The organism is Gemella sanguinis ATCC 700632 (assembly GCF_000701685.1).
Classification (GTDB): Bacteria; Bacillota; Bacilli; order Staphylococcales; family Gemellaceae; genus Gemella; species Gemella sanguinis.
Genome location: NZ_JNJO01000026.1, coordinates 1 through 13,993, shown reverse-complemented (window position 1 = coordinate 13,993; position 13,993 = coordinate 1). Strand labels below are relative to the sequence as shown.

Below are 13,993 nucleotides of genomic sequence, written 5' to 3'. Positions count from 1 at the left end.
TCCATTTAGGTACTCTAATACTACTTTCTTTTTTAATTCAAATGTATATTTTGACATAAAAATACCGACCTCCAAAAAGTTAGATTTTTTGGTCTAACTTTTTGGGGTCGGTACATAGCTTTGCTTTTTTACTTTTATTAGATTTCTCTTCTAGTTCTTCTTCTTGGACGTGGGTACATTTCTTGTTCCACTTCATTTTTTCCATATCCACTAGTGAATGAACTTGCTTCTTGTTGAGCAGGACGTTGTGTTAAAATATCTCTTTCAACATTAACTCCATCATCCTCAAATCCAGTAGCAATTACTGTTACAATAATCTCGTCAGTTTTTTCTAATTCCTCGTTAAATACTGTACCAAAGATCATGTTTACTTCGTCATCACTTGCTTCTTGAACGATGCTAGCTGCTGCTTGTGCTTCAAATAAACTTAATGATGGTCCACCAGTAATATTTAATAACACACCTTTAGCTCCAACGATTGAAGTCTCAAGTAATGGTGAAGAAATAGCTTTTTTAGCTGCTTCAATTGCTCTATTCTCACCAGAAGCTACACCAATACCCATTAATGCAGATCCTTGGTCAGCCATAATAGCTTTAACATCAGCAAAGTCTAAGTTAACTGTTCCTGATACGTTAATTAAATCAGAGATACCTTGAACCCCTTGACGTAATACATTATCAGCTTCAACGAATGCTTGCATCATTGGAGTAGATTTATCAACGATATCTAATAATCTATCATTTGGAATTACGATAAGAGTATCAACAGCACCTTTTAATGAGTTAATACCAGCTGTTGATTGAACTTGACGTTTTTTACCTTCAAAATTGAATGGACGAGTAACAACACCAACAGTTAAAGCTCCTAGTTCTTTAGCGATACTTGCAACGATTGGAGCTGCACCTGTTCCAGTTCCTCCACCCATTCCTGAAGTAACAAATACCATATCTGCTCCTTCTAATGCTTCTTCAATTTTATCTTTAGTTTCTTCAGCTGCTTTACGTCCAACTTCTGGATTCGCACCAGCTCCTAAACCTTTTGTTAATTTTTCACCTATTTGGATTCTTACATCTGCTTTAGAGCGTCTTAATGCTTGAGCATCTGTATTAACAGCGATAAATTCTACATTTTGAATACCACTTTCTACCATTCGGTCAACGGCGTTTCCACCACCGCCTCCAACTCCGACTACTTTAATTACTGCTGATTGATCAAATTCTTGAAACATAATTTTATTTTCCTCCTAATTATTCAAAAAACGAATTATACATTTTACTTAATTTACTGAACAGACCTTGTTCTTTATCGTCTTTTTCTTCATTATCTTCATCTTCATAATAAACTTCTTGTTCATTGTCTTCTATATGGTTCTCACTAGCAATAGTAGGTTCTACTCTTGATTTAGAAATATTAACTTCTTCTATTGATGATACATTTTCAAAAGTTGAGTTAGTATTCTTTATTGTTGCAATCTCTTCAGTAACTTGATAACCGAATAATGATTCAATTTTATAGCTACTAGTAAGTGTACCTACAACTACTGATAACTCTGGAGAATTAGCTCCTATAATCTTTGGTGAACCAATTCTTACATTCATTTTTCTTAGCATATCTTTTGCTAATTCTAATACCCCTGGCATTTGAGTAGTACCACCTGTCAATACTACATTTCCTTTAACACGATTAATTCCAGCTTTTCTTAATACATCGAAAGATCGTAGAATTATTTCTTCTACTACCTCTTCTATGTAATCAGCTAATTCTTTTTGTGTATACGGTTCTTCATCCGGCTCTAAATTATCGATTTCAATAACTACTTGTGATGAAGCTGTATCATAAAATGCATGCCCCTGAGTAAGTTTAATTTCTTCTGCTCGTTTAGTTGGTACATTTAATACATCAGATATAGTTCTTGTAATATCCTCACCAGCTAATTCTATAGATTGTGATAATTGTAAAATACCATCTTCAAAATAGCTTACTGTTGTTAACCCAGCTCCGATATCAATTATTACTGAACCATAATCTTTTTCTTCGTCATTTAGTAATAATTCTCCTAATGCATGTGAAGTACAGAAAGTTTCATTGCAATCTAGTCTAAGGTTTTCTATACTTTTGTATATAGTATGTAGATGAGTTTTAGAAGTAAACACTCTATTTCCTGTTACTTCAAATGTATTGTGAGCCGTCATCCCTTTTGGTTTTCTGATATGTTCAATATCATCTAATCTGTAGTAATCAGGAATAACTTGGACAACTTCTCTTTCTCTTGGTAAAGGTAAAATTTTTGCTTCTTCTATAACTTCTTCGATATCTCTACCATCTATATCGTGCTTAGTATCAAATTTAATTTCCGCAACACTTTTTTTAATATGAGTGTGTATACTTGGAACTGCTACATATAATGATCTTATGTCTTTATTAGCTTCACTTTTAGCAATATCTATCGCTTTTTGAATATCTCTAGATGCTGATTCTACATCTATAATATTTCCTCTTTTTATTGCTGTAGTTTTTACAATACCAACACCCAATATATTCAATTTTTCATATACTACATCTGCGATTATAACTTTTATACTCGATGATCCCAGATCTATTGAAGTATATAATTGTGAACTCAAGTCAAACACTCCTTCCTCTATATTTTTGTTATTATAATAAAATTGTAAATACACACAAATTCTATTTACACATACTAAATTATAACACAAATTTTAAAAAAAAAATATGAAAAACACCAAAAAAATTAAAATTTTATGAAATTATTTGTTTAAAATGATTTTTTTTATCTTTTTCTTTCAATTTTACAAAAATACTATTCAAAATTTAAGTTTTGAATAGTATTTTTTACTATGAAGTTTTTTTAGTTTTATTAGTATTTTGTGTTGTTGTAGTTTTCTTTGCAGTTTTACTTTGGTTTGTAGATTTATTTTTATTTTGATTTGAAGTTTTATTTGAATTTACTTGTTGCTCAGTATTATCACTATTTACTTGATCATCAGTATTTTCTTTATCTTCTTTTTCTTCTTTAGTATTTTCTTTTTCTTTAGAATCTGAACCATTCATTTTATTTAATAATTCTTTTATTTTACTATTTTTTTCAGCATCAGATTTTTCAGTTTCTAAATATGCTCCATTTATTAAATTAAGTGTTGTTTTGTTTTTATCTTTAATATATTTGGATATTTCATCATAATAATTTAACTTTTGAGCGAATGTTGAAGACATGGCTTTAACTTTTTGACCATCTTTCATATAGATAATTATTTCAGAGTCATTACTATTAATAATTTCTGAAATCTGTACTAAAACTTCAGGTTTCAACTGTGCTAAATTTTTATAAACTTCTTCTAACTTACCGTTATTTTCAAAATTCTCTACTATTGGTAAATTATAACTATTTCTAATTTGTCCATTATATGTTTGCCCGTTTTCCATTATAATCTGGTAACCACCATCATCAAGTTTTTTTTGAGCAATTAATCTATATTCTTCTACCTCTATTTTGATAGAAGATGGAATTTTAGATTTTACAGTTACTTTTTTAAAAATATTAAATTTATCTTTTATATTTTTTTCTACTTCACTATCTTTTACAGACCATGTTTTAATATTTTCATTAATATTACCTGCAGTTAATATTTCTTCCTTTGTAATTTGTGAATATCCTTGAACCTCTATATTTCTAATTTTCATATACGGGCTGTACATGAAAGCTACTACTGAAATAAAAATTAAAAATATTAAAATTATAAATGCTAATTCTCTGCGACGTTTTCTTTTAATTTTTGTAATTGAAGCGTGGCGTTTTTCACTATTTATTTTTGAAAGTAATTTTTTATTTTTACTATTCATAATATCTATCCTTCACTTTGGATTTTCTTGAATGTATTAATAAATTCATCTCCACGTACTTCAAAACTTTTATACTGATCCCATGATGCACATGCAGGAGATAATAATATAATATCACCTGAAACAGCTATCTTACTCGCTTTTTCTGTTGCATCATCTATTTTTATCGCTTTTATGCAATTGACATTATTTTTATCTGCTAAAGATTTTAGGATATCTGCACTTTCTCCTACTACTACCACAGTTTTAACTCTATTCAAATATGGAGATAACTCATGAAAATCTATCCCTCTATCTTGTCCTCCACAAATTAATACCACATTTTTTTCAAATCCAGATAATGCGTTTATTGTTGCAACAGGGTTCGTCGCTTTAGAATCATTATAATATTTTATTCCTTTATTTTCTCCAACATATTGTAATCGATGCTTAACTCCACTAAAGTTGTATAAAACACTTCTTATCGATTCAATATCAGCACCTTTTTTATAAGCGATTACCGCAGCATTAATTCCATTTTCAACATTGTGTAATCCAGGAAGTGTTAATTTTGTAGAATCAAATAATTCTACATCTCCATATATTACCATATTATCTTTTATATACACATCTGCATCAGTATTAAATTTTGTATCATAAAAAATTATATTTGAATTTATTTCACTTATATTATATTTATCTTTTTCCTTAATATTTAAAATAAGAAAATCTGTATCTAATTGATTTCTGTATATTTTTCTTTTAGCATTTCTATAATTTTCTATACTTTTATGATAATCTAGATGTCCTTCACCTAAATTTGTTATAGCTGCTATAGAAGGTCTAAAATATTTAGTTCCTTCTAATTGAAATGATGATACCTCAGTTATGATTAAAGAATTAGGATGATTATAAGCTACCTCTATTGATGGATAGCCTATATTTCCTGCTAAATACACATCTTTATTACTTTGCTTTAAAATATCATAAGTCATTTGAGTAGTTGTAGTTTTACCATTTGTACCAGTAATTGCTACCATGTCTACATTAAATAAAGTATTAGCTAATTCTATTTCTGTAATAATATCAATTTTTTTCTCAATAGCTTTTTGTAAAAAATCAATCTGATACTTAATTCCAGGATTTTTTATTATCAAATCAATTTCATCCAGCAAGTAAAGTGGATGTCCTCCATCAATAATAGGTATTCCTAAATCACGTAATTCGTTAGCATGTGCATCATTACTCAAATCATCATATGCATTTACAACTACATTATAATTTAACTGTTTTAAAATTTTTGCAGTTGAATATCCACTTCTTGCAAAACCTAAAACTAGTATTTTTTTATTTTTTAAATCTAACATATTAAATCACCCCTAAAAAGTATCCTATTCCTGAAGAAATCAAAGCTATTATTACAAATAAATAAACTGTTTTTACCTCACCGTATCCTGACAATTCAAAATGGTGATGTAATGGAGACATTTTAAAAATTCTCTTCCCAGTCTTTTTAAAATAAGCAACTTGAATAATAACAGATAACGTTTCAAGTATATATACTAATCCTATGAAAATAAACGCTATTTCTTTGTGTAAAATTATGGAAATAGCTGCTAAAATACCTCCTAATGCTAGTGATCCTGTATCACCCATAAATATTTTAGCTGGATTTTTATTAAATAATAAGAATCCTATTAAGGCTCCTACTAATACTAAACAAAATACAAAAACTGGAAAATTATTTTCCTTATATGCTAATAAAGCAAATGTACTTGTTGTAATAATTGTTACGCTGGTAGCTAAGCCATCTAACCCATCTGTTAAATTTACAGCATTAGAAAATCCTGTTTGCCAAAACACAACAAATACCATATAAAGATAAGATATATTAAGCTGATATTCTAATCCAGGTATATAGATGTAATTTATATCTTCATAAATAAATTTAACTAATACATAGAATATTATAGAAAATAATATTTGTAACATTAATTTCTTTCTTGGAGCTAATCCATCATTTTTCTTTTTTACTACTATTAACATATCATCAATATATCCAATTATTGAAAATGAAATAGTCGTATAGATAAATAGAAAATAGTATTTAATATTTGAACTATCAATAAACATTGCGATTATTAATGCAAGTACGGTAGCAACTATAAAAGAAATACCTCCCATAGTTGGCGTTCCTTTTTTATGCATATGACTTTGAGGTCCTTCTTCTCTAATTGCTTGCCCAAATTTTAAATAATGCAAATACTTTATTAACTTTGGTAACATTAATACGGTTACTAAAAAAGATACTACTAATAACGATATTGCTACCACTATATTTGAATTACTCATTGTTTTCTCCTAACTAAATTTTATTTTTATACTCTCTCCTTTTTTCACACTTCTTCCCGCTGGAATAGATTGTGATTGCACATATCCATTTCCTTCTACTTCAATATCTAAACCAGATAATTGTTTATAAGTTAAAACTTCTGCTTTTGACCAACCTGCAAAATTAGGTAATTGAATATTCTCATCTGATAAAAGTAAAAATACTTTATCATCTTTTTTAAATATATTATTTTTAGAAGGGAATTGATTTAAAACATTTTTTCCACTTCCTATTAAAACAACACTTTTAGTTTGTTTAGCCAGTTTTTCTACTGCAGAAGTTGAACTACTTCCAATATAATCATCCATTGTATAAGTTGTTACTTCATTTGAAGAATCATTTTTCTTAACATTTAAGTAATTAAGCGTATTTTCCATTACAGGTTTAAAAATCTCTGATGACCCTTTAGCAAAACTTTCTGCAAGGTTTTTATTTGGTAATTTCATACCAGTATAAACAATAACTTCAGGATTTTCACTAGGTGCATATCCTATAAATGAGTGTAACACTTTATATTGACTACTGTAGTATTTACGGCTTTTTGGATCTACTACCTCTCCTGTCCCTGTTTTCCCCGAAACAGTATAATTATCTAACGCATATTTTTTACCACCTTGTGCCCAACTTCCATTTACTACTCCATATAATTCTTCTTTCATTTTATCTACAGTAGCTTTAGAAATTGGATTTCCAACAATAGTTTTCTGACCACTATTAACATCTTTATTTATTGTTTTATCATGAATTCTTTGTAAGAAATATGGTGATAACATATTACCATCATTTAAAATTGCAGTTTCAGCCTGTACCATTTGCATTGCTGTTACTGTACTACCTTGTCCAAAAACTGTAGTTGAAGCTGAAACTTTGTTATTAAATACTAAATCTCCGCTTGCTTCATTATTATATAATGCACCTGTTGTTTTTCCAAATCCAAACTTCTCTAATCCATTTTTTAATTTTTCAGTTCCTAAATCTTGTAATAATGTTAACATTAAAGTATTAGATGATTGTTGGAAACCATGTCTTTCAGTTATAGTACCCCATCCTACTTTATTCCAGTCATGAATAACAGTATCTTCTACTTTATATGACCCAGATCTATAATATTTCATTGGATCGTATAAATTATTTTCCATTATAATTGATAAAGTGAATGTTTTAAATGTTGATCCAGGCTCATATGCTGAGTTATAAAAAATATTAGACCAAGCACTTTCTAAGTTTTCTTGTGTATTAGGATTAAATGCAGGTGTTTGCCCCATTCCTAATATTTCACCCGTCTTAGCACTTACAACAATAGCAAACGCACTTTCTGGTTCATATTTTTCTTGAACATCTTTAAGGGTATTGTCTATATAACTTTGAATATTTTTATCTATTGTTAAGTAAATATCTGCCCCATCTACTGGATTTATTTCAACTTTAGGAATATTAGAAACAACTTTCCCCCATGCATCTTTTGCATAAGTTATATGCCCTTCTTTACCTCTTAAGTAGTAATCAAAAGTTTTTTCCACACCTAAACGTCCTGTTATAAGATCGCTATCTGGAGAATTTTGAGCAAAACCTAAAAAGTTTCCTAACATACTTCCATTAGGATAATATCTTTTTGTAGTGGCTATAAAGCTAATACCTGGAAGTTTTAAATCTTCTATTTTTTTCTTATCCTCAACGCTTATATCTTTTCCAGCAGTCCCAAATTCTACTTGGTATACACCTTGTTTTTGTAATGTCTCTTTAATTTTGCCTTCATCAAGTTTTACATATTTTGCCAATTCTCTAGCTGTTTTATCGATATCAACAACGTGACGAGGATTATCTTTATCTTCTGTAGCTTTATCAGATACTACAGCAACTAGTTTATATGATTCAATATTATCAGCTAAGATATTTCCATTTCTATCATATATTTTTCCTCTATTTGGTTGTAAACTTGTATCAATTTTATATTTTTTATCTGATAATTCTGATAAGTTTTGGCCTCTGACTGTACCTATTAACATCATCTGGCCAATATTAGCTATTAATATCCATACAAAGAAAAAAACAAAAATTATAAAAAATACCATTTTTGTTCTTCCTCTTGAGATATAATCTTTTCTCTCTAAGCTCTTTTTATCTTCCAAAAAGCCAAGAGTAAATATATTCCGTAAAAATTTTTTCAATTATCTCACTACCTTTATATTGTCATTTTGGACTTTCATACCCAAACTCTCAGCTATTTTTTTAACTCTTTCATATGAAGATAGATTATTAATAATAACTTTTTGTTCATTATTTTCTTTTTGCTTTTCTGCAATAACTACTTCATTTCTTTGCTGAGCACTTTTTAATGAATATAATTCCCCTTTATAGTTTAACATAACTATGTTAGTAAGTAAAATAACTCCTCCAAATACAACATAGCCTATCTTTTCTACTACGTTGAATTTTACTTTTTCTTGTACCTTTCTAGTACCATATTCTCTACTATATACTTTTAACGTTGCCATCTTTCCTTTATTCCTTCTCTTTTTTAATTTCTTATATTTGCACTTCTGCTATTCGTAATTTTGCACTTCTAGATCTATTATTTTCCTCTAATTCCCTCTCACTTGGACAGATAGGTTTTCTAGTAATTAATTTTAATTTAGATAAACTCTCTTCTGGTAACACTGGAAGATTTTTTGGAATATCTTTATTTTTTGCATATGAATTAAAGATTTGCTTACATATTCTATCTTCTAATGAGTGGAAAGTAATTACTGAAATTCTTCCACCTACTTTTACAATATCTATAGCCTGTTCAAGAGAGTTTTCAAAAACTGAAAGTTCATTGTTTACTGCTATTCTTATTGCTTGAAAGACTCTTTTTGCTGGGTGTCCTCCAGTTCTTCTTTTAGCTGCAGGAATTGATTCTTTAATTATATCTACTAATTGAAAAGTTGTTTCTATTGGTACTAGTTCTCTTTTCTTCTCGATATTTCTTGCAATTTGTTTAGAAAATTTTTCTTCTCCATAGCGGTAGAAGATTCTTACTAAATCATGATAACTATATTCGTTTACTACTTCATAAGCGCTCATGCTTGCATCAGTATCCATTCTCATGTCTAATCTAGTATCATAATTGTAACTAAATCCTCTTTCTGGTGTATCCAACTGTGGTGATGAAACCCCTAAATCGTATAATACACCGTCAACTTCATAAACATTTTGCTCCGCTAATTTTTCTTTTAAATTTTCGAAATTTGATTTTATAAAGACAACTTTATCTGCGTATTCAGATAATTTAATTTTTGCATTTTCAAGAGCTACATTATCTTGGTCAAATGCATATAACTTTCCTGTTGTAAGTTTTTTTAATATTTCAAGGCTGTGTCCTGCACCACCAAGAGTACAGTCTACATAAATCCCATCTTCTTTTATATTTAATCCTTCTACGGCTTCTTCTAATAATACACTATAATGTTTAAACATTTTTTCCATCCTAAAAATCAAAATCTTCTAACTCTTCTGCAATTTCTTCGACACTAGCTTCACTTTCAACTAATAAATCTTCCCATCTATCTTTATCCCATATTTCTATTCTATTAGAAAGTCCATTAACCACACATTCTTTTTCTAAAGATGCGTGCTCAATTAGTGAATTTGGAATATTTATTCTTCCTTGTTTATCGATCTCAACTTCAGTCGCCCCTGAAAAGAAGAAACGTTGGAAAGTACGTGCATTTTTCTTTGTAATAGGTAGTGATTTTATCTTACTTTCCACTTTTTGCCACTCTTGTAAAGAATAACCAAATAAACAAGAATCTAAACCTCTTGTTATTATAAACTTTTCTCCTAAATCATCTCTAAATTTTATTGGTATACTAAGTCTTCCTTTAGCATCCATTTTGTTGTTATATTGACCGATAAACATAATCTCACCACCTTACTTATATAATTTACCACATTTCCCCACTTTTTTCCACTATTTTTTAAAAAAAATTAATTTTTTTTCACTTTATTTCTACTTTATTACTAAACATAAAAAAAAGAGTTTATAAAATTTATTTAAAAATTTTATAAACTCTTTTTTTAATAATATTCTCTTTCATTTTCACCATCTAAAAAATATGGATTTGTTAAAGATTTAATTCTATCTACAATTCTTACCGCTTTCGTATAATCGACCTTATTATTAGAGGTTGAAACAAACTCTAACAAATCATCATATGATAGATTTGAGGTGAAAAATGTTGGAAGCTTTTCTGCCTCACGATAATTTATAATAGGTCCTAAAATTTCATCTCGAATAAAATCTGTAGTGTTTTCTGCACCGATGTCATCGATTAGTAAAATTTCTTGTGTTCTAATTATATCCACATATTCGGTATAATCATTGTTGCTGATTCGAGATTTAATTTTTCTTATAAATTCAGGATAATATATTATTGCGGGCTGCTTTCCGTTTCTTTTCAAGTAATTATATACACAACCTAGCAAAAAGGTTTTTCCTGTACCAGTAGCACCGTAAATATACGCACCTTTTTTACTTTTATTTTCTAGTATATCATTACAACCTCTTATTAACTCACGAGCTAACAAACCTTTTTCTTTAGTTTTTGATAAATTTTCAAAACTATATGTTAATATTCTGTTAGCGATATATTCCGTTTTAATTTTATTACCAAGTTGACTTGCTAGCCTATATTGTTTATATTGTTCAGTTTCAGTATAAGTAATATTAACTTCACCATTATTTAATGATAATTTAGGTTTGTGATTTAAATCTAATGAGGCATCTTTAGAAATATAATATTGATAAAATTTTTCTAAATTATTATAGATATCTTCTTTAGTAAAATTATTTACTTGAATAAAATCAATAATATCTTTATCGTTTAACACCCGTGTAGATATAAATTCCTCATACATTTTATTTGATTTTTCTGGAATAACATTAGATACTTTCTTCATTATATATCCCTCTTACTATTCAATTCTTTTAGCATCTCACTAAATGCTTCTTCATCTTCTTTAGTTACAGTTCTATTTTTAGTAGTATTTTCTGTTGAAGATGTATCTCTTCTTTTTTGAAGATACTCAGGAAATGGAGCCATATACATTCCCTTGTTCTTACTATTTGTACTTTTGACTTGCTTACTATTAGTTTTTCTATTATTACTTATTGTTTGTCTTTCTTTTACATATTCTATAGCATCTTTTGCCCCTAGTAATTTTTTACTACTCCAAGTACTAGCAATTTTATCCATATAATTAAAGTTTGGAATACCAGGCGAATTACTCATTTTTATAGAATACTCTAATAAAATATTTAAAACTCCTGTAGGAAAATTATATTTTTTTTGTAATTTATTAATAGCCTCTGCATCTACTGTAGAAATAATTAAATTCATTTTTTTGTTTAAATAATCAATATAATTTGTATTGTCAGTAGCTTTTATAAACTTATCTTCTTCTGTTAATTCAACAGAATCTTCTTCAATTTTCCTTGTAATCATCTTATCAAGTGTAGGTATATTTTGTTTCCTAACATTTACAAACAATTGAACTAAATAATCTTTTAACTTATTGATATTTAATACTGACCCACCATTTTCAACATCTAAACTATTTTCTATTGCTCTTGCCATATCTTGAGGCGTTACTTTATAAAGATGCGCTAATCCTAGTATATCTTCTTTTGTCTTTTTATTATCTAATATGTCTACAATATAACTATTAGCTAAAAAATAACTTAACTTAGAAAAATCAAAATAGTATTCATCTAAATTAGCACCTTTTTTACTATCAAAAACTTGTGTATTAAGATAAATATTATTCACATTTTCCAAATTATAAACATCAGAAAATGTTGCTGTTAAATCTTGAAAACTATTAAAAGAAACTTTATTATTAGAGAATGTTTCTTTAATTTCAGTATATTGACTAGATCCTATTGTATTTTCTAATAATTGAGATAACATTGCATTCTCAAAAAATTCATTAAAAGCTAGAGCATCCTTTAACTTATAAACATACTGTCCTACACCGTCATTATCAATATAATAAGTTGATAATAATCCTAATGCTTCTAATTTCTTTCGAGATGAAGTGAATTTTCTAGAATCTAAAGAAAGATTATCAAAAATATCATAATGTAAAAAGTTCTTTGATAAATTTCTATCACCTAATATCTTAGTTCCTAAAAATTGATATAATTTTACTGCATCACTCCCAATTAAGGGAAGATACAGTAAATTTAATTCTTGTGATTTACTAGCAACATTAAAATCATTATACACACAATAAAAGTCTTTAGGAGAAATACTATTTACCATTATTTTCATCCATTACTTCAATTATTATTTGTGTGTATTCTAATGCATATATAAACTCAGGATTAAAATCATATTTAATCTTATCATCATTTTTTAATGGCGCAAAAAATGATTTTACAAGAATAGGATAGATATTGTCTAATAGTAATTTTGCATTATCATTTTCATAAAGAGTACGCAAGAAATTAAAAACTTTTCTTACACTTGAGATAAACTCCTCTTTCGAAGGCGTACTAACATTTGTATAACTTTCAATTTTAGTAGCGAAATTTAATATATTCTCTTTATCCTTTTTAGCTACAAAGGTACGCAGATCATCAATAAGTTGGTACATATAATTAAAGAAATTCTCAAAATTTTCAAGATATTCATTATTAATTATTTTAGATTCATTTTTTAATAATAATTGATTAATGTTATAGTCAGTTACAAATAAATATATTTTATAAAGATCAGAAAACTCAACATCACTTAGTTCACAATAATCTTTAACAATATTATTGATACTACTTCCCTCTTTATAAATGTTATATAAAGTATTCAACCAAATAAATTCTTCTAACTGTTTTTCATTAATTAGCGTAACAAGATAATTATTGAAACTATAATCTTTATCATCTTCAAAAATAACAGAAGTTCTTCCTTCTACTCTTGATAATAAAGAATTAAATTCATGTTCAACTTCCTCTGAATATTGTCCCTTATCAAAATCTGGTTTTAAACTAGCTTTTATTCTTCTAAACTCATCTAAACTATTATCTAAACTTTCTATTCTTTCTTGATAAACCTCATTATATCCTGGTTTATGAGAATAATAAAAAGTTTCAATAGCTTTATTAAATTCTAAAACTTTTCCTAATATTTTTATATAAGCAACTTTAATGTTTTTATTATTTGATACTTGATTAATTTTTGTTAAGGCATTTAATATATCTTTTTTATTTTCATTAGTTAATACTAGTGTCTTTTCATCTTCTAGATAAAACATTCTACTACCTCCTTAAAGTATATTACTATAATATGATACTCTATTTTTCAAATAAAATCAAATTAAGTAATTATTAGTAAAGTTATCAACATTTGAATAAAAATAAAAAAAAAGACCTTCCAAAAGGAAGGTCACTGTTGCCTGGCAACGTTCTAGTCTCGCAGGGCGTAAACCCAACTACATTCGACGCTAAAGAGCTTAACTTCTGTGTTCGGTATGGGTACAGGTGTGTCCTCTTCGCTATCGCCACCAGACGAAAACTTCATACATTTATTATATCATCATTTTTTTCTTTGTCAACTTCTTTCCTTAAAGAACTTCACTTGATTAAGTCCTCGACCTATTAGTATTAGTCAGCTGAATGTGTTACCACACTTACACTCCTAACCTATTCTCCTTGTCGTCTTCAAGGGGTCTTAATATCCGTGGGAAATCTCATCTCGAGGGGGGCTTCATGCTTAGATGCTTTC

Annotated in this window: 12 protein-coding genes and 2 rRNA genes; all 14 read right to left on the bottom strand. The window is 28.1% G+C overall.

Features of this window, described 5'->3' with window-relative positions; all coding sequences use genetic code 11:
- Window positions 1-137: 137 nt before the first annotated feature.
- Entirely contained in the window at window positions 138-1,229 is a 1,092-nt protein-coding gene (ftsZ, locus tag T369_RS0107495; RefSeq protein ID WP_031553795.1) for a cell division protein FtsZ, read from the bottom strand.
- Between the two features lie 19 nt (window positions 1,230-1,248).
- Window positions 1,249-2,634, bottom strand: coding sequence for a cell division protein FtsA (ftsA, locus tag T369_RS0107490; protein WP_233417893.1), 1,386 nt, complete (start codon window positions 2,632-2,634; stop codon window positions 1,249-1,251).
- 220 nt (window positions 2,635-2,854) lie between these two features.
- On the bottom strand, window positions 2,855-3,859 hold the full coding sequence (locus tag T369_RS0107485) for a cell division protein FtsQ/DivIB (protein WP_051618993.1): 1,005 nt from the start codon (window positions 3,857-3,859) through the stop codon (window positions 2,855-2,857).
- 5 nt (window positions 3,860-3,864) lie between these two features.
- A complete protein-coding gene (murD, locus tag T369_RS0107480; protein ID WP_031553787.1) occupies window positions 3,865-5,205 on the bottom strand; it encodes a UDP-N-acetylmuramoyl-L-alanine--D-glutamate ligase in 1,341 nt (446 codons plus the stop codon).
- Window position 5,206: 1 nt separating this feature from the next.
- Window positions 5,207-6,190 (bottom strand): phospho-N-acetylmuramoyl-pentapeptide-transferase, encoded by a 984-nt coding sequence (gene mraY / locus T369_RS0107475; protein WP_031553785.1) that lies wholly within the window; start codon window positions 6,188-6,190, stop codon window positions 5,207-5,209.
- Window positions 6,191-6,199: 9 nt separating this feature from the next.
- The gene (locus T369_RS0107470) at window positions 6,200-8,302 is read right to left on the bottom strand and encodes a penicillin-binding transpeptidase domain-containing protein (RefSeq protein WP_233417892.1); all 2,103 of its coding nucleotides are present in this window, start codon (window positions 8,300-8,302) and stop codon (window positions 6,200-6,202) included.
- Between the two features lie 96 nt (window positions 8,303-8,398).
- Window positions 8,399-8,725: a cell division protein FtsL gene (ftsL, locus tag T369_RS0107465; protein ID WP_006364985.1), complete on the bottom strand. Its 327-nt coding sequence runs from the start codon at window positions 8,723-8,725 to the stop codon at window positions 8,399-8,401.
- 31 nt (window positions 8,726-8,756) lie between these two features.
- On the bottom strand, window positions 8,757-9,689 hold the full coding sequence (gene rsmH, locus T369_RS0107460) for a 16S rRNA (cytosine(1402)-N(4))-methyltransferase RsmH (RefSeq protein WP_031553778.1): 933 nt from the start codon (window positions 9,687-9,689) through the stop codon (window positions 8,757-8,759).
- A 10-nt stretch (window positions 9,690-9,699) separates the two neighbouring features.
- Window positions 9,700-10,131: a division/cell wall cluster transcriptional repressor MraZ gene (gene mraZ, locus T369_RS0107455; RefSeq protein WP_006364988.1), complete on the bottom strand. Its 432-nt coding sequence runs from the start codon at window positions 10,129-10,131 to the stop codon at window positions 9,700-9,702.
- A gap of 158 nt (window positions 10,132-10,289) precedes the next feature.
- Complete coding sequence (gene dnaI, locus T369_RS0107450; RefSeq protein ID WP_016359677.1) at window positions 10,290-11,171, bottom strand: primosomal protein DnaI; 882 nt, start codon at window positions 11,169-11,171, stop codon at window positions 10,290-10,292.
- Window positions 11,171-12,535, bottom strand: a complete 1,365-nt coding sequence (locus tag T369_RS0107445; protein WP_031553773.1) for a DnaD domain protein — start codon at window positions 12,533-12,535, stop codon at window positions 11,171-11,173. The genes dnaI and T369_RS0107445 overlap by 1 nt, the downstream gene beginning before the upstream one ends.
- Window positions 12,525-13,523: a hypothetical protein gene (locus T369_RS0107440; RefSeq protein WP_031553770.1), complete on the bottom strand. Its 999-nt coding sequence runs from the start codon at window positions 13,521-13,523 to the stop codon at window positions 12,525-12,527. Before T369_RS0107440 ends, T369_RS0107445 begins: the two co-directional genes overlap by 11 nt.
- Before the next feature lie 139 nt (window positions 13,524-13,662).
- Window positions 13,663-13,777: ribosomal RNA gene (gene rrf, locus T369_RS0107435) — 5S ribosomal RNA — on the bottom strand.
- A gap of 69 nt (window positions 13,778-13,846) precedes the next feature.
- Window positions 13,847-13,993: ribosomal RNA gene (locus T369_RS0107430) — 23S ribosomal RNA — on the bottom strand; the annotation flags it as partial.

Excerpts from the sequence above, each read along its gene's own strand:
- ftsZ (WP_031553795.1), bottom strand. The coding sequence starts at position 1,229 with ATGTTTCAAGAATTTGATCAATCAGCAGTAATTAAAGTAGTCGGAGTT.
- T369_RS0107485 (WP_051618993.1), bottom strand. The coding sequence starts at position 3,859 with ATGAATAGTAAAAATAAAAAATTACTTTCAAAAATAAATAGTGAAAAA.
- murD (WP_031553787.1), bottom strand. The coding sequence starts at position 5,205 with ATGTTAGATTTAAAAAATAAAAAAATACTAGTTTTAGGTTTTGCAAGA.
- mraY (WP_031553785.1), bottom strand. The coding sequence starts at position 6,190 with ATGAGTAATTCAAATATAGTGGTAGCAATATCGTTATTAGTAGTATCT.
- T369_RS0107470 (WP_233417892.1), bottom strand. The coding sequence starts at position 8,302 with ATGGTATTTTTTATAATTTTTGTTTTTTTCTTTGTATGGATATTAATA.
- ftsL (WP_006364985.1), bottom strand. The coding sequence starts at position 8,725 with ATGGCAACGTTAAAAGTATATAGTAGAGAATATGGTACTAGAAAGGTA.
- rsmH (WP_031553778.1), bottom strand. The coding sequence starts at position 9,689 with ATGTTTAAACATTATAGTGTATTATTAGAAGAAGCCGTAGAAGGATTA.
- mraZ (WP_006364988.1), bottom strand. The coding sequence starts at position 10,131 with ATGTTTATCGGTCAATATAACAACAAAATGGATGCTAAAGGAAGACTT.
- dnaI (WP_016359677.1), bottom strand. The coding sequence starts at position 11,171 with ATGAAGAAAGTATCTAATGTTATTCCAGAAAAATCAAATAAAATGTAT.
- T369_RS0107445 (WP_031553773.1), bottom strand. The coding sequence starts at position 12,535 with ATGGTAAATAGTATTTCTCCTAAAGACTTTTATTGTGTGTATAATGAT.
- T369_RS0107440 (WP_031553770.1), bottom strand. The coding sequence starts at position 13,523 with ATGTTTTATCTAGAAGATGAAAAGACACTAGTATTAACTAATGAAAAT.